The sequence below is a fragment of the Halomonas binhaiensis genome, assembly GCF_008329985.2.
GTDB lineage: Bacteria > Pseudomonadota > Gammaproteobacteria > Pseudomonadales > Halomonadaceae > Halomonas > Halomonas binhaiensis.
In genome coordinates this window covers 3,613,343-3,633,524 of record NZ_CP038437.2, presented here as the reverse complement: position 1 = coordinate 3,633,524, position 20,182 = coordinate 3,613,343, and the positions used below count along the sequence as shown (strand labels likewise).

Below are 20,182 nucleotides of genomic sequence, written 5' to 3'. Positions count from 1 at the left end.
CAGAGGTAACGCCGTGTCATCCTCGTCATGCATAGCTCGTCATGCATAGAAATGCGTGTACTTCACAGCAGGCATATCAAGACATGCGTGCCGGGCAATGCACTGGCTGAAGTCTCCTGATAGGCAGGCTTGACGTCATCAGTCTTTAGGTATTATGAATTCAAAATGCATTCAGGCCAATCCGCTTTTTCTACCACGGGTCTGCCTGCATGCCAGCCACAACGACTAAGCACAACAATCATGTACAGACTGCCAGGAGAACACGTATGGCCGGACAAGTTTATATGGCAAAAGTGATGCTGGAGCGTCGCCAGGTCAGGGCGCTGATTGACGCGGGGTTGTCCTTTGCTCGTGAGCAGGCCCTGCCGCCCTTGACGATGGTCGTTCTGGATGCAGGAGGTAACGTGGTGGTAGCTGAGCGAGAAGATGGCTGCAGCGCATTGCGCTATGCGGTGGCGCTTGGCAAGGCCAATGCGGCGCTGGGGATGGGCATTTCCAGCGGCACCATTGGAGCACGTAATGCGGAACGCCCAGCATTTCTCGCCAGCGTGGCCGCTGCCGCGGAGGGATGCTTCGTGCCGGTTGCTGGTGGGGTACTGGTTCTCGACAGTGATGACTGTGTGATCGGTGCGGTTGGCGTCAGCGGCGCCTCTTCCGATGAGGACCAGCAAGTCGCGTCACACGGCATTGAATCCCTGCGCTGGAAGGTGGGGCTGGCACCTGACTGAATAGCTGAGTGGAAGGGATCACCAAAGGGCCTGAGGCCCTTTTTTTGATTCTTGTTCATGTGCCGATTTATGCCGGAAGGTCCGTATCCATATGAAAATAAAAGTAAAAACTGGATTTTTTACGCCAGGCTCGGCGACAAAAGTATAATACCTAATTTTGAATTATGTATCCATATTCCAAGAGCCGATCGTCAGTGTGGTATCGACCATTCGCAACGATTCACAACAACGATTCACAACAACAAGGCTCCGGAGAACCGAGATGAAACAGCTGAAGCGTGTTCTTGTTCTGGCGGCATCAGTACTGGTATTGGGTGCCGGCAGCGCCCAGGCCAATGAGATTGAAATCAAGTTCGGCCATGTAGGTGGCCCAGGTTCGTTATTCGAGATCACTACCAAGGAGTTTGCGCGGCTTGCCAACGAGCGCCTCGAGGGTGAGGCCAACGTCGTGATCTATGGCTCAAGTCAGTTGGGTAACGACTCTCAGATGCTCAGCAAGCTGAAGCTGGGCACCATCGACATGGCCTTGCCGTCATCGGTCATGTCTAGCGTGGCACCGGAGTTTTCGGTGTTCGAGATGCCTTACTTGATCGAGAATCGCGACCATTTTCGCAAGGTGCGGGATGACGTTCTCCGCGATGTGCTTGGTCAGGCGGCAGAGGAAAAGCGTTATCACCTGATCGGTATCTGGGAAAACGGTTTCCGCCAGATCACCAACAATGTGCGTCCCATCGTGAAGCCAGATGATCTAAAGGGTATCAAGCTGCGCACTCCAAATGGCATCTGGCGGGTCGAGATGTTCAAGAGTTATGGCGCCAATCCGGCTCCAATGGCTCTGTCCGAAGCCTTCGTGGCCCTGCAGACTGGCGCCATGGATGGACAGGAAAATCCGCTGGTCCAGATCTTTTCCCAGCGCTTCCAGGAGGTGCAGGACTACCTGTCGCTGTCCAACCACGTCTACACCCCTGCCTATGTGATTGCGGGCGCAAGCTGGGATCGCCTGCCTGAGCATGTGCAAGAAGTGCTGGAGCAGACGGCAAGGGAAGTCGAGGACTATGCGCTTGAGCAGGGCAAGTCTCTGGATGACAGCCTGCTGTCGGAATTCGAAGCCGCGGGCATGGAAATCAACGAGGTTGATACTCAAGCATTTATTGAAGGTTCAGCGCCTATCTACGAGAAGTTCTCCGCCGAAGTGGAAGGCGGTCAGCAGCTGCTCGACCAGATTGAAGCGCTGCGCCCATAACAATCGTTGACTGTCCTCCTCAACCAGCCTCCAGCAGTGGCCACGCCATAGGAGGCGAATATCCCTTCGGGAGGTTCACGCCGTGTCTCTCAAGTCATTATCCAGAGCTTACCAACGTATGCTCGAAGTCATCGTCTTTCTCAATGTGCTGGCGCTGACACTGATTATTTCCGTGGGATTTCTGTCGCGCCTGCTGGGGTCGCCCTTCAGTTGGTACGACGAGCTGGCCTCTGTGTGTCTGGCCTGGCTGACCTACTACGGTGCAGCACTGGCTGCCATCAAGGGGGCGCATATTGCCTGCCCAAGCGTGATCAACATGGCGCCGCCATCCATTCGTCTTCCGGTCGCTCTGCTGGGAGAGCTGTGCACCATCGGCTTCTTTGTCCTGCTCGGCATTACGGGCTATCAGGTCGTGCAGATTCTCGAAGGGTCGACCATGGTCAGCCTGACCAGCGTCTCATTGCAGATTACCCAGTCGGTGATCCCGATCGGTTCGGCATTGTTCATCATCGCCCAGCTGTTGCGCTTGCCTGAGGTGATCGAAAGCGCCCGTGGGGCCGGATTCATTGATCACGAGCTGGAAGAGGCGGGTATCCCGATGAATCCTGCAGCCGATGCCCGTCACCCTGACACATCCTCCATGTCCCGTCAGCCCAGCTGAACAGGAGAACGAACCATGATGATAGCTTCCATGTTCGTCGGCCTGATCGGGCTGATATTGATGAATGTGCCGGTGGCGGTTGCGCTTGGCATAGTCGGGGCACTGGCCACAGTGGTCAGTTATGGCATCTATGCCTTGCCAAATATCGGTATGGTGATGTTTGACGGCGCCACCAACTTTCCATTGATTGCCATTCCGCTGTTCATTCTTGCCGGGGCGATCATGAACGCCTCGAGTATCTCGCGGCGCTTGATCGAGCTGGCCTCTGCTCTTGTGGGGTTCGTCAAGGGTGGCCTGGCCATGGTGACCATCGGGGCTTCGATCTTCTTTGCCGAGATTTCCGGTTCGGCCGTGGCGGGAGTGTCGGCCATCGGCAGTCTGTTGATCCCGGCCATGCGCAGCAAAGGGTATTCGAAGGAATTTGCCGCTGCCATCTCATCATCAGCGGCGAGTCTGGCGATTATCCTGCCTCCTTCCATTCCGATGATCCTCTATGCGGTGATGTCGGGAGAGTCGGTGGTCAAGATGTTTGTCGCCGGTATCTTCCCGGGCCTGCTCGGTGCCATTGGCCTGGCAGTGATGTGCTACTTCCTGGCACGGCGCTACAACCTTCCTGCAGAAGAACGCTTTAATGCGGGGCGTCTGTGGAAGGCCTTCAAGGGCGCTGCCTGGGCGTTATTGATTCCTGTGATCATTCTCGGTGGTATTTTCGGTGGCATCGTGACCGCCACGGAAGGTGCGGCCCTGGCGGTGATCGTGGCGATCTTCATCAGTGCCGTGGTGTATCGCGAGTTCTCTCTCAAGAACTTCTACAAAGCCTGTCTCGACGCCGGGGTGCAGACGGCAGTGGTGATGCTGCTGGTTGCCAGTTCGGCGGTCGTCGGCCATTACTTGACCGAGACTCAGCTACCCCAGGCATTGGCCAATTCGATTGCCGACATGACCAGTAACAAATACGTCGTGCTGGCGCTGCTCAACATTGTCTTCCTGATCCTGGGCATCTTCCTGCATTCCGCTGCGGCCATCATTCTGGTGGTACCGATTGTGCTGCCATTGGTCACCGCGGTGGGCATTGATCCGCTGCATTTTGGCCTGATCGTTACCCTGAATCTGGCCATTGGTCAGCAGACTCCTCCGGTGGCCAGTGTCTTGATCGCGGCATGTTCTATCGCCAAGGCCGATATCTGGGCCACGACACGAACCAATCTGTGGTTCCTCGCTGTGTTGTTCCTGATCTTGTTGATCAACACCTATGTGCCCGCTGTGGCTCTGGCATTGGTCAACCTGATCTACGGTGGCTGATCGCCGTACAGGCGAATGAAGCAAGACATGAGGATGCAAGGCATGAAAGCGAAAAGGAGAGAGCGTCGTGAGTGACAACGATCAAGGCCAGGTTCACTACCGGGTCGAGAAAGGCATTGCCTGGCTGACCTTCGACCGGGAGTCCAGCCGCAATGCCATGACTTGGCACATGTATGACCAGCTCGAGGCGCACTGCAAAGCGATCGAGCAGGACCCTGACATCGTGGCGGTAGTGATGCGAGGAGCGGGAGGAGAAGCCTTTGTCGCTGGCACCGACATCAAGCAGTTTGCCCATTTCTCCAGTGGAGACGACGCCATCGCCTATGAGCGGCGCATCGATCAACTGGTGAGCCGGGTAGAGCGGTTGCCGCTTCCGACACTGGCGCTTCTGGAAGGCTTCTGTGTCGGAGGTGGCGCCGCCATCGCGCTGGCCTGTGATTTCCGTTATGCCACACCTTCGCTGAAGTTCGGCATCCCTATCGCACGAACCCTCGGCAACTGCCTGTCGATTACCAATGTAGCGAGGCTGGTGGAACACGCCGGCGTGGCCCGTGCCAAGCAAGTGATGATGGCCGGTGAGTTGATCAGGGCGAATGAAGCGTTATCTGCCGGATTGGTGGCCGAGGTCGTGCCTGCCGAAGAGATCGAGGCACTGGTGGCTGAGCGTGCTACCGCATTCAAGCAACGTGCGCCTTTGACCGTGAAGGCTGCCAAGCAGGTCATCCAGCGTGTGCTGGACGAGAAGCGTGCACCGCACGATGGCAGCGATGACTGGATCACCACCTGTTATACCAGCGAAGACTTCAGGGCTGCGGTGAACAAGTTTGTCAACAAGACGCCTTTCTCCTGGAAAGGGCGCTGACGCCGAACTTCGGCAAGGAGATTTACATGCTGCCACTTGAAGGCATCAAGGTCCTCGACGTCTCTCAGATCATGGCAGGCCCTTACTGCACGATGGTCCTTGGTGACATGGGCGCTGAGGTGATCAAGGTCGAGAAGGCCAATGGCGGCGATGACAGCCGTCAGATGGGCCCATACGTGAATGATGAATCGACCTGTTTTGCACAGATCAACCGTAACAAGAAGAGCATTTCACTCAATCTCAAGAACGAGAGCGGGCGTGAGATCTTCTATCGCCTGGCTCGTGAGGCCGATGTAGTGGTGGAGAACTACCGTCCTGGTGTGACGCGTTCTCTGGGGATCGACTATGAGAGCCTGAGGAAGCTCAACCCCGCCATTATCTACTGCTCGATTTCAGGCTATGGGCAGACGGGTCCCTATCACCACAAGGGTGGGTTCGATCTGGTGGCACAAGGCTTGAGCGGTTTGATGTCGATGACCGGCGAACCGGGGCTGCGTCCGTTGAAGACGGGGGTTGCGGTATATGACATCGGTGCGGGCATCACCGCCATCTACTCGATACTGGCGGCCTATATCCATCGTCAGAAGACGGGAGAGGGGCAGCATCTAGATGTGTCCATCGCGGAATGTGGTCTGCCCTGGTTCACCTGGGAAGCCGCTGCCTATTTCTCTGAAGGGCGCGTGCCTTCCGCGACCGGCTGGCGTCATCGGGTTTCTGCGCCTTATCAGGCGATGCGGGTGCGCGATGGCTACATGGTGCTGGGTTGTGCCAACCAGCGTACCTGGGAGCGGTTCTGTGCCGAGGTGATCGAGCGCTCGGATCTGCTGGAAGATCCCCGTTTTCTGACCAATCTGGATCGCGGTGCCAATGTCGAAGCTCTCGAGGAAGTGCTGGAGGGGATCCTGGCCGGTCATGATCGTGCGTTCTGGCTGCAGCGTTGTGACCAGGCCGGTGTCCCCGCCGGACCGATCAATGATTTCGACCAGGCCATGCATGATGAGCACTATCTGGCCCGGGGTATGGTGCAGGAGATGGATCACCCCGTGATGGGGCGCATGAAGACCATTGGCTTCCCGACCAAATTCTCGGCGACACCGCTGGAAATTCGCATGCCGGCTCCGCTGTTGGCCCAACATACCGACGAGGTGTTGCAGGGCCTTGGCATGTCTGATGAGGAGATTGATGAGCTACGCAGACAGGGCGGGGTGTGTTGAAGATGGCGGAAATTTTTTTCTGCTCATGTGAATTCATAATTACAAAAAGGCTTTCATGATCTCAGCTCACTCATGATGGCTGGTCTTTCTGACAACCGCTCTTTCATGACAACCGCTCTTTCATGACAACAGTGCTTTCACGACAAGAGCCCCCACGACAAGAGCACCTCCACGACAGGAGTGCCTGCGTGGCACTGGCGAGGACAATGACATGCTTAAACTCGATTTCCATCCATCCGGCCGTCACTTCCTGCAGATTCCTGGTCCGTCTCCGGTTCCGGATCGCATCCTGCGCGCCATGAGCCTGCCGACCATTGATCACCGCGGGCCGGAGTTCGGCGCGCTTGGCCTTGAGCTGCTCGATAAGACACGTCAAGTGTTCAAGACACAGGGCCCGGTGATCGTCTATCCAGCCTCGGGGACAGGAGCCTGGGAAGCGGCATTGGCCAATACTCTGTCGGCGGGTGATACGGTATTGATGTATGAGACGGGGCACTTTGCCACCCTGTGGCAGAAGATGGCGCGTCGCCTGGGGCTGGAGCCTGAATTTATCGGGTTACCCGGTAGTGAGGGCTGGCGGTGCGGCGTTCAGGCCGACATGATCGAGGCTAGGCTGCGCGAGGACAGTGACCATCGCATCAAGGCGGTGTGTGTCGTGCACAACGAGACATCCACGGGGGTTACCAGCGATATCGCGGCAGTGCGTCGTGCCATGGATGCTGTCGGGCACCCAGCACTGTTGATGGTCGATACCATCTCCGGACTGGCCAGTGCCGACTATCGTCATGACGAGTGGGGTGTCGATGTCACGATCTCGGGCTCGCAGAAGGGCCTGATGTTGCCTCCGGGCATCAGCTTCAATGCGCTGTCGGACAAGGCCATTGAGGTCAGTTTGAAGGCCGGGCTGCCGAAGAGCTTCTGGGCCTGGGATGAAATACTCGAAGCCAACCGAACCGGATACTGGCCCTATACGCCCAGCACCAATCTGCTCTATGGCCTCAATGAGGCGCTCGACATGCTGCTCGAGGAGGGACTCGACAATGTCTTTGCTCGCCATCAGCGTTGGGCTGCTGGAGTGCGAGCGGCCGTCAATGCCTGGGGACTGGAGATCCAGTGTCAGGATCCAGAGGTGTACTCTCCGGTGCTGACAGGGGTGGTCATGCCGGAAGGCGTTGATGCCGATGCCGTGCGCAATCTGATCTATCGGCGCTTTGATCTGTCGCTGGGCATGGGGCTGGGCAAAGCGCGTGGACGCATGTTCCGTATCGGCCATCTGGGAGATTGCAACGATCTGACGCTGATGGCGACGTTGGCAGGCTGTGAGATGGGCATGAAGCTGTCCGGCATCTCTCTGGCCGGTAGCGGTGTGGAGGCTGCCATGCACTATTTCGCCGAGAACGCTCCCGCTCATGCCAGTGATTCTTGAGGAGGTGAACTATGACTGCCTTTACCTCCCCAGCAAAGCCGGTCCTCCGAGATGCCGCCGGTCGTGATGCCGGTGGCAGTCGCAATGCGAAAGTGCCACCCGTCACCGAGCTGGCGGCACGTCTGCGCAAGGAGCTTGAAGGTGACGTGCTGTTCGACAATGCGTCTCGTGGGCGCTACTCGACCGATGCGTCGATCTATCAGATAACGCCGGTTGGCGTGGTGATCCCCCGCCACCAGCGCGATCTGGAACTGGCTGTCGATATCGCTCGTGATGCTGGCGTGCCGATGCTGGCGCGAGGGGGAGGTACCAGTCAATGTGGTCAGACCGTGGGAGAAGCATTGATCATCGATGCTAGCCGTTGGCTCAACCAGGTGGTCGAATTCGACCCCGAAGCGCGAACGGTAGTGGTCGAGCCGGGCGTCGTCCTTGATCACCTCAATGCCTGGCTCAAGCCGCACGGCCTCTGGTATCCCGTGGATGTGTCGACTGCCGCCCAGTGCACCTTGGGGGGCATGGCGGGTAACAACTCCTGCGGTTCGCGCTCGATTCATTACGGCAACATGGTGCATAACGTGCTGGGTATCGATGCACTGCTGGCCGATGGTTACCAGGCCAGCTTCAGCTTTGTCGATGAGCTGGCTCCAGGTTCACGCGAGATGCAACTGGCCGAGGCCGTGCGGCGGATCGCCGGGCGCGAGCAGCAGCGCATTCGCGAGCACTTCCCCAAGGTCATGCGCCGGGTCGCGGGCTATAACCTCGACATCTTCGATTGCCAGAATCCGTTACCCTATGATCTGGATGGCCGGGCCAACCTGGCTCATCTGCTGGTCGGGTCGGAAGGCAGCCTGGCGGTCACCCGCCGCCTCAAGCTGAAGCTTTCACCGTTGCCTGAGCACAAGGTTCTGGGGGTGGTGAATTTCCCGACCTTCTACCAGGCCATGGACATGACACAGCACATCGTCCCCCTGGCGCCTACAGCGGTGGAACTGGTCGATCACACCATGATCGAGCTGGCTATGGAGAACCCGGCTTTCCGCCCGGTGATCGAGACGGCACTGATCGGTAGTCCCGCCGCAGTGCTGCTGGTGGAGTTTTCCGGCACGAATCGTGATCAGTTGCTTGAGCAACTGGAACGACTCAGCGAGCTGATGGCCGACCTGGGCTTGCCTGGCTCGGTGGTGGACATGCCGGATGCCAAGGCCCAGAAGGCACTGTGGGATGTGCGCAAGGCTGGGCTCAACATCATGATGAGCATGAAGGGCGATGGTAAACCAGTGTCCTTCATCGAAGACTGTGCAGTACCGCTGGAGCATCTCGCTGAATATACCGAGCGCCTGACTGATGTCTTCCATCGTCATGGTACGGAAGGCACCTGGTATGCTCATGCCAGCGTCGGCACCTTGCATGTACGTCCGATTCTCGATCTGCGCCACGGTGGTGCTGCGAAGATGCGTGCCATTGCCGAAGAGGCTGCGGCCCTGGTGCGTGACTACAAGGGCGCCTATTCCGGCGAGCATGGCGATGGCATCTGCCGTGGAGAGTGGGTGGCCTGGCAGTTCGGTGATGCCATCAATGATGCCTTCCGTGAGATCAAGGGACTGTTCGATCCCGGTAATCTGATGAACCCCGGCAAGATCGTCGATACGCCGAAAATGGACGACGAGCACCTGTTCCGCTTCCCGCCGACATACCAGACCATTCCGCTGACCCCGGTGCTGGATTGGTCACCCTGGAATGTGACTCGTGATCCGTTGACTGGCGAGCAGAGCGCCCCGGGTACTGGCAGAGATGTCACCGGCGGTCTCGCCAGTGCCGTGGAGATGTGCAACAACAATGGCCATTGTCGCAAGTTCGATGCGGGAACCATGTGTCCCAGCTATCGCATCACTCGTGATGAACAACACCTGACCCGTGGGCGTGCCAATACCCTGCGTCTGGTACTGTCGGGGCAACTGGGGCGTGAAGGACTGGCCAGTGACGAGGTCAAGGAAGCATTGGATCTCTGCGTATCCTGCAAGGGCTGCAAACGTGATTGCCCGACTGGTGTGGATATGGCACGGATCAAGATTGAGGCGCGTGCTGCCCGGGTAGCGCGTGATGGTGTGGCATTGCGTGAAAGGCTGATTGCCGAACTGCCGCGTCTGGCGCCAACGCTCAAGCATCTCGCTCCAGTGACGAAGGTGATTGAACGTCTGCCGTGGCTGGCAGGCACCATCAAACGGGGACTTGGGCTGGCGGAGCAGCGAGCACTGCCACTGGTCACCGACAACTATCTGCAACGGGTCAGGTCGTGTGCTGCCAGCGCCGAGGCAGGCCAGCGGGAAGTCGTGCTGTTCGTCGATACCTTCAACAATTATATGGAAGGCAGTAACGCTGAAGCAGCGCATCGCGTTCTGGAAGCGGCAGGTTATCGTGTCGTGTTTTCCAAAGGACCTGACAAGCGTCCACTGTGCTGCGGCCGCACCTACTTGGCTGCTGGTCAGGTGGAGCGTGCTCGTGCCGAGGCCAAGCGCACTCTGGAAACCCTCATTCCCTATGTCGAGCGAGGAGTTGCCATTGTAGGGCTTGAGCCGTCCTGCCTGCTGACCATGCGCGATGAGTTTCTCGGTTATGGCATGGAGGAGGCAGCGCAGAAACTCGCGGAAGCCTGTCTACTGTTCGAGGAGTTTCTGGTCCGCGAGCAGGAAGCGGGGCATCTGACGCTGGCGCTCAATTCATTGCCTCAGTCCAGGGTATTGCTGCACGGGCATTGCCATCAGAAGGCTTTTGATGCGGTTCGGCCAGTAGAAAAAGTGCTGAGCTGGATTCCAGGGCTCGAGGTGGAAACCATCAATTCATCCTGTTGCGGCATGGCGGGAAGTTTCGGTTATGAGCGCGAGCATTATGATGCTTCGATAAAGATGGCCGAAGCGGCGCTGCTGCCTGCGGTGCGCGAGGCAGGCGATGCCTTGATCGTGGCGGATGGCACCAGTTGCCGACACCAGATTCGCGATGGCGCTGAGCGAGAAGCGCTGCATGTGGCAAGGGTCCTGGCCCAGGCACTGGCATGAGATCGTTGGTGAGGCGCAGGAAACGCCAGCACTGGAGGCTGGAGAGTGCCATTGAGCTTCGATGGATATGGAACTGATGAATATGGAATTAATGCCGGGCTCTGAAATGGTATTCCCCGGGTGCTACATCATTGCGGATGGCTTGCAGGAGCTCGTCATCCAGCTCTGGGGCATCGGCAGATAGCCACCCACACTGCGTCAGTGCCTGACGCAGTGTGGTCTGCTCGTCGAGGCGTTGATAAAGGACCCGAACGCAGCAGGGCATGCGCTCGCTGTTGTCCGCTACGCCAAGCCGGAGTCCCGTCAGCCGTGTCACCTGGCTCTGGTAGCTGGGGAAAAGGATGGTCTGGGTGATTTCGTGGCCATTGAGGGTTTCGTGGTCGACCAGAAAGATGCGCTCACCCAGCTTGACGGCTACCCCCGTATAGCGGTTGTGGCATGGACGGGGTTGAGAGGAACGCTGCGTGCGTTCCGTACGTTGATAAACGATCCCGTTATCTCTCGATTCAAGGCAGACCAGGGTACGGATGATCATGCCCGGCCGGGCCATGGAGTAGTAATACTCGAAGTAATATCCCAGGTAGTGCGTCATGCCCTGCTTGCCGCGCAACACCAGTTCATCCGGCCAGCCAATGCTGCCTGTGAGTAACTCGCTGTCCGAGGACTGCTGGCTGACTGCGATCCTTCCCATCTGCACCAGGTTGCAGAAATCTGCCTGGGGCAGATACAGCTCATGTTCTTCCACACCAAAGAATGCACAGATTCTGCGCATGGCCATATGCCGTGGGCGGTAACGTCCGCTCAAGTAACGATTGAACTGTGTCCGGTTCATCGGCAAGCGGCGACATATTTCAGCAATAGATGGGTAATAGCTGCACAGTAGATGCAGATTAGCCACAAAGTCGTCGTGCATGGAGGTGTCCTGGAGGGTGATGCAGTCTGGTGCAGTTACTTTGGCGGTTAGTGCGCAGGAGTGCAACGTTCCGCCAAGTTCGCTTTATTCCTGCGGCTGTTTCAATCGTCTCACACTCTCAATACTCCAAACATAAGAACAGTGGAGATTTTCAATGTTGGATTTTCTGAATGACCTCCTCTGGGGCAAGGTCCTCCTGGTGCTGCTGGTGGCGGTGGGGATCGGTTTCACCATTGCCTCACGTTTTGTTCAGTTTCGCTACTTCGGCCGCATGTTCCGCATTCTTGGCGCGGGAGAAGCCTTCAAGCGCGACAAGCACGGACATTTAAGTTCTTTCCAGGCGTTGGTGCTGTCCGTTGCTGGGCGTGTGGGCGGCGGTAACATCGCCGGCGTCGCGGTAGCCATTACCCTGGGTGGACCTGGTGCCATTTTCTGGATGTGGCTGGTAGGCCTGATGGGCATGGCGACCAGCTTCCTAGAGTGCACCCTGGCCCAGACCTTCAAGCAGGCCGAAGGCGATGGTTCCTATCGTGGCGGCCCGGCCTATTACATTGTCAAAGGCCTGGGCAAGGGCTGGGGGTGGCTGGCAGGCTTCTATTCCGTACTGCTGCTGATCACTTTCGGTTTTGCCTTCACCGCTCTACAGTCCTATTCCGTGGCAACTTCCTTTGGCGATGCCTTTGGTGTTCCTGTGCTCTATAGCGGGATTGCCCTGGCCATCGTGGTTGGCTTGATCATCTTTGGCGGCATCAAGCGCATTGCACGTATTTCTGAAGTCCTGGTGCCGGTCATGGCGGTGGGGTATCTGCTGATCACCGTGATCATCGTGGGCATGAACATTGATCGCGTCCCCGAGATGTTTGTGCTTATCGTCAAGAGTGCATTTGGCCTCGAACCGGCCGTGGGTGGCGGCATTGGTGCCGCCATCATGATGGGGCTCAAGCGTGGCTTGTTCTCCAACGAAGCCGGTCTTGGTAGCGCCCCGAATGTGGCTGCTGTGGCTTATGTACCGCATCCCGCCAACCAAGGGATTGTTCAGGCGTTTTCCGTGTTCATCGATACCGTGATCATCTGCTCGGCAACTGCTTTCCTGATCCTGCTCAGCGATGCCTATATTCCTGGTGCCAGCGGCAATGTAGAGGGCATTGCCCTGACACAGGCGGCGCTGGCAGATCATGTCGGAGAGTGGGGCCGGACCTTCGTCAGCCTGGCGTTGCTGTTGTTTGCCTTCAGCACCATCCTCTACAACTACTATCTCGGTGAGAACAGCCTCCACTTCTTCTCGCGTGATAACCAGAAACTGTTCAATGGCTTCCGTATCGCCATCGTGCTGCTGGTGTGCTGGGGCGCCACCACGGATCTGGGCACTGTGTTTGGCTTTGCCGATGTCACCATGGGGATGCTGGCAGTGGTCAACCTGATCGCCTTGATTCTGTTGTTCAAGCCTGGCCTGCGTATTCTCAAGGATTTCGATGATCAGTTCCGCAAAGGCATCAAGCGGCCAGTCTTCGATGTTCGGCAGCATCCCGAACTTGATCTGGATGCTAAAGCATGGGAGCTGGAACCGGAGGACATGGAGCGCTTGCAGGACCTGCCAGACAGCTCTCCCGCTCGCAGTAGCTGATCCTATAGACAGATAATCCCAGCTTTCAACATTATGCCGTACCTATTCTTGATGGATGGGTACGGCTTTTTCGTTCGCACGATAAAAGGTCTATCGTCTAGCCTGACGGTAGGAGAACAAGAACCGGACTCGGTAATTGTGTCAGCAGAGGAAAATGTTGTCGGGAGGACACATGGCCATCTATCGCTTGGGAAATCATTCCCCCCAGATTCATCGCAGTGCTTATGTCGCCGAAAGCGCAGAAGTGATCGGCCAGGTACGCATCTTTGAGGATGCCAGTATCTGGTACCAGGCCGTTTTACGTGGAGATACCGATTCGCTGGAGGTGGGGCGAGGCAGTAACATTCAGGATGGTGCTGTACTGCATGCCGATCCTGGCACACCTCTGGTTGTGGGCGAGGGGGTTACGGTGGGACATCAGGCCATGTTGCACGGTTGTACCATTGGCGATGGCTCGTTGATCGGTATCCAGGCCGTGATACTCAATGGTGCGGTGATTGGCAGGAACTGCCTGGTAGCAGCCGGTGCCGTGGTCAAGGAAAACGCAGAGTTTCCTGAGAATAGCCTGATTGTCGGTGCGCCCGCCAAGGTCATCCGTCAGCTCGATGAAAAAGCTGTGGCAGAGCTCCAGGCCAACGCCGAGGGGTATGTGAAGAAGGCTCGCTTGCATCGTACGCAACTAGCCCGAATAGGCTAGATGCTGTCTTGACAGTGCACTGTCAGCCCGAGACGACACCACCCCAGATGGCTGGGGTGGTGGTGAATTTCGTTTGTCAGACATCAGTTGCCAAGACTCGATTGCCAAGACCTGGCTACCAAGACCTGGCTACCAAGACCTAGCTACCAAGTCTCAGCAGAGGATCGCTGATACCGAGTACGTAGAAGGCTATCAGTCCGATAGCACCGGTGAAGACCAGATAGTAGAGGGTCGGCAGGATCGTCTTGCGAATCGTGATCCCTTCGCGACCTAGTAGACCGACAGTGGCAGAAGCGGCCACCACGTTGTGGATCGCGATCATGTTGCCGGCGGCAGCGCCAACTGCCTGCAGAGATACCATGAAAGCGGTGGAGATACCTAAGGTCTGAGCCACATTGAACTGGAAGTCGGCCAGCATCAGGTTGGAAACCGTGTTGGAGCCGGCGATGAATGCTCCAAGGGCGCCGACGGCCGGGGCAAAGAAGGGATATATGTTGCCCACGCTGTTGGCAACGAGCTGGGCCATGGCCACCGGCATGGAGACAAGGTCAGCAGAGTTGACCCCAGAGTTGATCAGGATACGCACCATGGGGATGGTGAAGATCAATACGAAGCCTGCACCGAGCAATGTCTTCGAGGATTCGCTGAAGGCGGCCTTGAGTTCGCCGGCACGCATACGGTGCAGTAGGGCAGTGACCAGGACGACCATGAGCAGAATGCCGCCGGGCAGGTAAAGCAGCTCAATGCTGCCGGAAACCCCGGCTTCACCCATGATGTCGCTCCAGCCGAAGCTGAGTGAGTTCAGCGCGGTCTTGAGCGGTTCGATGGTGCGTGAAGCGACCAGAAAGACCGCGAGCAGCACATAGGGCAGCCAGCCCATGAAGGTGGAAATGGGAGGCTTGCCCGCCACTTCATCCAGCTTGATATCGAACTTTCCATGCCACTCGGCAGGCCAGGACTGACTCTCGGCGAAATCCCAGGTGTCCTTGGGAATCAGGAAGCCTCGACGAGCGGCTGGTACGACAATGGCCAGGCCAACCATGGCACCGATCATCGAGGGGAACTCGGGTCCCAGCAGTACGCCCGCCAGTGCATAGGGCACCACAAAGCAGATACCGGCAAAGATGGCGAAAGGGGTAATGGAAAGACCTTCTTTCCATGAGCGGTTGGCACCGAAGAAGCGCACCATGATGATGACCATGATCAGAGGCATCAGCGTGCCGACAATGGCGTGGGTAACCGCCACCTCACCGGCAATCAGGCGGAAATATTCCAGCCAGGAGGAGCCACCAGCCTCCAGCTGAGCGGTGATGGCTTCCTGGTTGATGCCCCCGCTGACGCCCACCACGATCGGGGTGCCCACTGCCCCGAAGGACACGGGAGTGGATTGGATCATCATGCCGACCACGACGGCTGCCAGAGCCGGGAAACCGAGAGCGACCATGAGCGGAGCTGCCACCGCTGCGGGAGTACCGAAACCTGAAGCGCCCTCGATAAAGCAACCGAACAGCCAGGCGACGATGATGGCCTGTACACGGCGATCGGGACTGATGCCGGAGAAGCCATTGCGAATGGCGGTGATGCCCCCCGAGTGCTTCAGCGTGTTGAGCAGCAGGATTGCGCCGAAGATGATCCACAGGATTGCAACGGTAAGAATCAATCCTTGCAGCGTGGAGGCCAGAACGCGGTTAAAGCTCATTTCCCAGGTGAATAGGGCGATAAGGGCAGTGACTACGAAAACGATCGGCATGGCCATCTTGGCTGCCATGCGAAATCCGATCAGCAAGACACCGGCCAGTACCAAGGGCACGAAGGCGAGCAATGCAAGGGTGGTATCAATCATGAGACGAGAGTCTCCTTGGTTATTGTTGGTCGCCATGCGGAACCATGGTGTTGTCTCTGCATGGGGGACTGCTTCTGCATGGGTATTGTTGCTGCGCAGATGTCGCCTATGCATCGCAATAGGGGACGGTCGCAAGATAAGACGCCCTTGCGATGATGACTAGTTGTGGAAAATTGGTCTTACCAAAATCCGGAATGCTGATTTGACACTAGAGTTGTTGTTAAATATTTTAAAATCAAATGGTTATAAGGTGTCCATAAAGATGGATACAAGAGTGATCTACGAGACAGCTTAGACTAAAGGGCAGTGTTCTGATCGTCAGCCACAGGAGGAATGTGGTATTGGCGAGCCATGGCAAAGCCTGCCACACTCGAGTGCATATCAAGCCGACCAATGAGGATTCGGGGATACACTATGAATCGAGTCTTGTATGACCTCTGTGGTATCGATGAGAACCTGCGTTTTTCCCCTTACTGTTGGCGAGTCAAGCTGGCCTTGGCGCACAAGGGGCTGGATGTTGAGTGCCGGCCTTGGCATTTCACTGACAAGGACGCTCTGGAATTTGCCTACTATGACAAGGTGCCAGTGCTGGTGGATGGCGATGAGGTCGTGACCGACAGCTATCAGATCATGGCATACCTTGATCGTGCCTATCCTGATACGCCTGCGCTGCTAGGTTCCGGTGAAGCTGAGGCTCGTGCCCGGTTCTTCAAGTATTTTGGTGAACGGTTACTGGCTCCGGCCATCTTGAAAACCGTGATCATGGACCTGATCAATGCCGTGCATCCGAAGGATCGCGAGTATTTCCGTGACACTCGGGAAAAGCGCTTCGGTCGTACGCTCGAGGAGTTTCATTCGCCTGCCAAGGGGCTGGCGCAGTTGGACACCGCCCTGGAACCCATGCGTGGGGCACTCACGGATAACGAGTATCTTGATGGCAAATCCGCCGGGGGAGCCGACTATCTGGTGTTTGGTTTCTTCATGTGGGCGCGCTGTGTTTCATCGGCTGACCTGGTGTCCAATGCCGATCCTGTCTACGACTGGATCGAGCGCATGCTGGACTTGCACGATGGTCTGGGGCGCAAGGCATTGCGCATCACGGACGTCGAGGGAGCCTATCGCTGAGCCGCCAAGGGCTCTCGAATAGAGAACGGCAGGTGAAGTGGCCGCCAAAAAACAAGGATACCGCCAGTCGGCGGTATCCTTGCATGCTTCCAGGTCGTCAGGACACATGAATCAGATCAGTCGTCTTGCTGTACATCCATGACTTCGAAGGTCTCGCGGTTCATGCGCAGCTCCAGTTCCTGGAACTTAGCGTCGTAACCTTCGATCTCGATCTGGCCCATGCGGTCGACATCGAGTGAGCCAATGTGTTCCAGGCCGGCTTTCTGAGCACCGTCCAGAGCCTTGCTGACCTCATCGCTGCTCAGGCTCCAGTCGGGTACTTCGCCCTGGTTCTTCTGTTCGCGCAACACGCTGCCATCGCTCATGGACATATCGACATCCAGTCGTGATCCATCCTCTCCCCAGCCCTCGACTTCGAACTGGTCGCCGTCATCGACACCAAATTCATCGAAGTGAGTGAAGCCATAGTCCTGGGCACTTTTCAGCATGCGATCAATGTCCGCACGAGTAGCGCCGTCATCAGCCAGAGCGGTGGTCGCCATAGCGCCGGTCAGAGTCAGAGTGGCAAGGCCGAGAGTCAGAGTCTTTTTCATGTTGTCGCTTCCTGTCTTTGATGATGTTAATGCACCAATGTCCATACTTGTGCAGTGAGATTCATTGGCGAGTGGGTCCATCATGACAATAGCTGTCTGTCTGTAAGCTGACACAGGAATTCATTTTTTATTCATGTTGGTCTTGATCCACCCGGGCAAGACTCCTGGTGATATGTGCACGTATGCCATGCATGTTTTATGTTGCTTGAAGGCACGAAGCTATATAGGAAGAAAGGAAGAAAGGAAGAAAGGAAGAAAGGAAGAAAGGAAGAAAGGAAGAAAGGAAGATGGTATTCCATCGAAAAATATTCTCGTGATCGGTAGATAAATCAAAAAGGCCAGCCGCGATTGCGACTGGCCTTTTCTGTGGTGCATCAATAAAGGGTCAACGGGCGCGATCTTCCAGACGGAAGCGGGCGATACGGTTGATCTGCAGGACGGCTTCATCACGTTCCTGGTCGATACTGTTGTTCAAGCGCTCTTCGAAGGCAGCGAGAATGGCGTGTCGGTTGCCTCCTTTCACCGCCATGATGAAGGGAAAGCCGAACCGCGCCTTGTAGGCGTCGTTCAAGTGGGTAAAACGGGCCAGTTCGTCCGCTGTGCACTGGTCAAGCCCTGCACCTGCCTGCTCCCGGGTGGAGTCGTCTGTCAGCTCCCCGGCAGCTGCTGCCTTGCCGGCGAGGTCCGGGTGGGCGCGAATGACCTGCATCTGGCGTTCGATATCGGCATCTTCGAGTACCTTGCCCATATGTTCGGCGAGCATGCCGGGCTCATCATGAGCCTCGCTCAGGCCACGGTCGTAGGCTTCTTCAGCCACCCATGGGGAATGCTCGAAGACGTCTCCATAAGTGGCCACAAAGGTAGCCTTGTCCATCTGGCTGGGGCGATCAGTGAGCAGCAACTTGGCCATGCAACCTCCTGAGAATCTAGGTGTAGGTGTGGTCTTGTACGAAGTTATAGATGTTATATACGCAAGGTTGAGCGTTGTCCGAGGGATTGTACAGCAAAACTGTATACAAAAAATGTATTGAACTGTACTATCATTTGAAGCAATGATGTTCATCATTCGTATCTGGAGGAGAGGAGAATCCTATGGGCCGCTTGACAACGCATGTGCTGGATACCTCACGGGGCTGTCCGGGCCAAGGTATTCGCATTGAAATCTTTCGCATTGAAGGCGACCAGCGCATCCGCCTTGGCGAAGCCGTGACCAATGACGACGGCCGTTGCGACAACCCGGTTCTGGAAGGTGAAGCCTTTGTCAGCGGTGAATACGAACTGTTGTTCCACGCTGGTGACTATCTGCGTGCACAAGGTATCGAGGCCAGTGAACCGCGCTTCCTGGACCGTATTCCCCTGCGCTTCGGAGTAGCCGATGCCAGTGAGCATTATCACGTGCCACTTCTGGTCTCACCGTACAGCTATTCCACTTACCGTGGCAGCTGATCAGGGAAGTTCTCTGTAGGCTGTAATTATCATTATTAACAACAAGATAGCTGAGATATCACCATGTCATCGTATCTTCTTGATGTGATCAACTTCATGCTGCGTTGGCTGCATGTCATCGCCGCTATTGCCTGGATCGGCGAATCCATCTATTTCGTCATGCTGGACAATGGGCTGAAGACGCCCAAGGCCGAGAGCGACCGCAAGAAGGGCGTATTCGGGGAAATGTGGGCTGTGCATGGTGGCGGTTTCTACCACAACCAGAAATATGCCACTGCACCAGAGAAGTTGCCGGATGACCTGCATTGGTCTTTCTGGAAGTCCTATACCACCTGGCTGTCGGGCTTTGCCCTGTTCATCATCCTGTACATGGCCAATCCGGGCTTCTATCTGGTCAACCCCGGTAGTCCCTGGGAATGGGCAGCCAGCATGAGTGGCTGGCAGGCCAATGTCGTGGCCTTGCTGTTCCTGCTTGGTGGCTGGCTGGTCTATAACGAGATGTGCAAACGTGTCAGCCCCAATATGGAGCGGGATGGCCTGCTGAGTGTAGGTGTCGCCATCATGATGGTGGTGGTGTGTTATCTCAGCGTGCATATCTTCTCTGGTCGAGCGGCGTTCCTGCTTACCGGTGCGGTAATGGCCACGGCGATGTCCGCCAACGTGTTCTTCTGGATCATCCCTGGGCAGCGTCGCATGGTGAAGGCGCTCAAGGCCGGAGAGACGCCGAATCCGCTTGACGGCAAGCGCGGCAAGCAGCGCTCCGTGCATAACACCTATTTCACCCTGCCTGTCGTGTTGTTGATGATCAGCAACCACTACTCCTTCGCATACTCCAATGAGTGGGCATGGGTGATCATGGCGTTGATGATCTTTGCTGGTGCCTTGATTCGTCAGTACTTCGTGTTGATGCATTCTGGCCAGCACAAGCCTGCCTATCCGGCTGCTGGGGTGGCGTTGATTCTGCTGGCCTTTGCCATTGGGTCGCCGCTTCTGAAGAGCACTGCCAAACCTGCCCAGGCCTCGGCACCGGCTCAGGTTCAGGAAAGCACGGCAACGGATGCAGAGAGTGAAGCGGCGTCTCAGGATGGCTCGGGAGATGGCGACGGCGGTTCTGAACTGGCCAGCATCCACTCGGTTATCGAGGAGCGTTGCACGACGTGTCATTCAGCAACGCCGGACCATCCCAGCTTCAGCGCGGCGCCTGCGGGTATCGCTCTGGATACTGAAGCGGAGACCGAGCAGCAGAAAGCCATCATTCAGCAGGTTGTGGCCAGTGGTTACATGCCGCTGGGCAACCTGACCAAGATGACTGACGACGAGCGTGCGCTGATCGCAAACTGGAGCGAATAGGTTGCCTATTGTCCAAGCGCAGCATGCCAGGGCCTGCTTCCATAGGAAGTGGGCCCTGGCTCGTCCTGCACCCGGATAGTCGTATACAATAGGTCAATGGAA

Annotated in this window: 17 protein-coding genes; 13 read left to right on the top strand and 4 right to left on the bottom strand. The window is 56.8% G+C overall.

The genetic code is table 11. The features are described 5' to 3' along the window. Positions 1 to 266: 266 nt before the first annotated feature. The 8 genes from E4T21_RS15885 (at position 267) to E4T21_RS15850 (ending at position 10,489) form a co-directional block, all read left to right on the top strand. The gene (locus E4T21_RS15885; RefSeq protein WP_149285974.1) at positions 267 to 728 is read left to right on the top strand and encodes a GlcG/HbpS family heme-binding protein; all 462 of its coding nucleotides are present in this window, start codon (positions 267 to 269) and stop codon (positions 726 to 728) included. A 262-nt stretch (positions 729 to 990) separates the two neighbouring features. Then, entirely contained in the window at positions 991 to 1,971 is a 981-nt protein-coding gene (locus E4T21_RS15880) for a TRAP transporter substrate-binding protein (RefSeq protein WP_149285973.1), read from the top strand. An 82-nt stretch (positions 1,972 to 2,053) separates the two neighbouring features. Further along, positions 2,054 to 2,632 (top strand): TRAP transporter small permease, encoded by a 579-nt coding sequence (locus E4T21_RS15875; RefSeq protein WP_240349183.1) that lies wholly within the window; start codon positions 2,054 to 2,056, stop codon positions 2,630 to 2,632. Positions 2,633 to 2,647: 15 nt separating this feature from the next. Further along, on the top strand, positions 2,648 to 3,934 hold the full coding sequence (locus tag E4T21_RS15870; RefSeq protein WP_187775023.1) for a TRAP transporter large permease: 1,287 nt from the start codon (positions 2,648 to 2,650) through the stop codon (positions 3,932 to 3,934). Between the two features lie 67 nt (positions 3,935 to 4,001). Then, complete coding sequence (locus E4T21_RS15865) at positions 4,002 to 4,796, top strand: enoyl-CoA hydratase/isomerase family protein (protein ID WP_149285972.1); 795 nt, start codon at positions 4,002 to 4,004, stop codon at positions 4,794 to 4,796. 26 nt (positions 4,797 to 4,822) lie between these two features. Next, the gene (locus tag E4T21_RS15860) at positions 4,823 to 6,010 is read left to right on the top strand and encodes a CaiB/BaiF CoA transferase family protein (RefSeq protein ID WP_149285971.1); all 1,188 of its coding nucleotides are present in this window, start codon (positions 4,823 to 4,825) and stop codon (positions 6,008 to 6,010) included. Between the two features lie 211 nt (positions 6,011 to 6,221). Next, positions 6,222 to 7,436, top strand: a complete 1,215-nt coding sequence (locus E4T21_RS15855) for a pyridoxal-phosphate-dependent aminotransferase family protein (protein ID WP_149285970.1) — start codon at positions 6,222 to 6,224, stop codon at positions 7,434 to 7,436. Between the two features lie 11 nt (positions 7,437 to 7,447). Next, entirely contained in the window at positions 7,448 to 10,489 is a 3,042-nt protein-coding gene (locus E4T21_RS15850; protein ID WP_149285969.1) for an FAD-binding and (Fe-S)-binding domain-containing protein, read from the top strand. Positions 10,490 to 10,577: 88 nt separating this feature from the next. Here the strand turns inward: E4T21_RS15850 and E4T21_RS15845 are convergent, their stop codons facing one another. Beyond that, the gene (locus tag E4T21_RS15845) at positions 10,578 to 11,402 is read right to left on the bottom strand and encodes a helix-turn-helix domain-containing protein (RefSeq protein ID WP_149285968.1); all 825 of its coding nucleotides are present in this window, start codon (positions 11,400 to 11,402) and stop codon (positions 10,578 to 10,580) included. A 154-nt stretch (positions 11,403 to 11,556) separates the two neighbouring features. Here E4T21_RS15845 and E4T21_RS15840 point away from each other — a divergent pair, with 154 nt between their 5' ends. Both E4T21_RS15840 and E4T21_RS15835 read left to right on the top strand, forming a co-directional pair. Then, complete coding sequence (locus E4T21_RS15840; protein ID WP_149285967.1) at positions 11,557 to 13,026, top strand: alanine/glycine:cation symporter family protein; 1,470 nt, start codon at positions 11,557 to 11,559, stop codon at positions 13,024 to 13,026. Between the two features lie 172 nt (positions 13,027 to 13,198). Beyond that, complete coding sequence (locus tag E4T21_RS15835; protein WP_149285966.1) at positions 13,199 to 13,723, top strand: gamma carbonic anhydrase family protein; 525 nt, start codon at positions 13,199 to 13,201, stop codon at positions 13,721 to 13,723. 139 nt (positions 13,724 to 13,862) lie between these two features. Here the strand turns inward: E4T21_RS15835 and E4T21_RS15830 are convergent, their stop codons facing one another. Next, positions 13,863 to 15,566, bottom strand: coding sequence for an L-lactate permease (locus E4T21_RS15830; RefSeq protein WP_149285965.1), 1,704 nt, complete (start codon positions 15,564 to 15,566; stop codon positions 13,863 to 13,865). A gap of 414 nt (positions 15,567 to 15,980) precedes the next feature. Between E4T21_RS15830 and E4T21_RS15825 the strand changes: the two genes are divergently transcribed. After that, the gene (locus E4T21_RS15825; RefSeq protein WP_149285964.1) at positions 15,981 to 16,691 is read left to right on the top strand and encodes a glutathione S-transferase N-terminal domain-containing protein; all 711 of its coding nucleotides are present in this window, start codon (positions 15,981 to 15,983) and stop codon (positions 16,689 to 16,691) included. Between the two features lie 116 nt (positions 16,692 to 16,807). Here the strand turns inward: E4T21_RS15825 and E4T21_RS15820 are convergent, their stop codons facing one another. After that, complete coding sequence (locus tag E4T21_RS15820) at positions 16,808 to 17,284, bottom strand: PepSY domain-containing protein (protein WP_187775022.1); 477 nt, start codon at positions 17,282 to 17,284, stop codon at positions 16,808 to 16,810. Between the two features lie 385 nt (positions 17,285 to 17,669). Next, positions 17,670 to 18,194: a 2-oxo-4-hydroxy-4-carboxy-5-ureidoimidazoline decarboxylase gene (gene uraD / locus E4T21_RS15815; protein ID WP_149285962.1), complete on the bottom strand. Its 525-nt coding sequence runs from the start codon at positions 18,192 to 18,194 to the stop codon at positions 17,670 to 17,672. Between the two features lie 182 nt (positions 18,195 to 18,376). Between uraD and uraH the strand changes: the two genes are divergently transcribed. Together uraH and E4T21_RS15805 are read left to right on the top strand one after the other, a co-directional pair. Continuing rightward, positions 18,377 to 18,730 (top strand): hydroxyisourate hydrolase, encoded by a 354-nt coding sequence (gene uraH, locus E4T21_RS15810; RefSeq protein WP_149285961.1) that lies wholly within the window; start codon positions 18,377 to 18,379, stop codon positions 18,728 to 18,730. A 63-nt stretch (positions 18,731 to 18,793) separates the two neighbouring features. Then, complete coding sequence (locus E4T21_RS15805) at positions 18,794 to 20,080, top strand: urate hydroxylase PuuD (RefSeq protein WP_149285960.1); 1,287 nt, start codon at positions 18,794 to 18,796, stop codon at positions 20,078 to 20,080. The last annotated feature ends 102 nt before the right edge of the window (positions 20,081 to 20,182 follow it).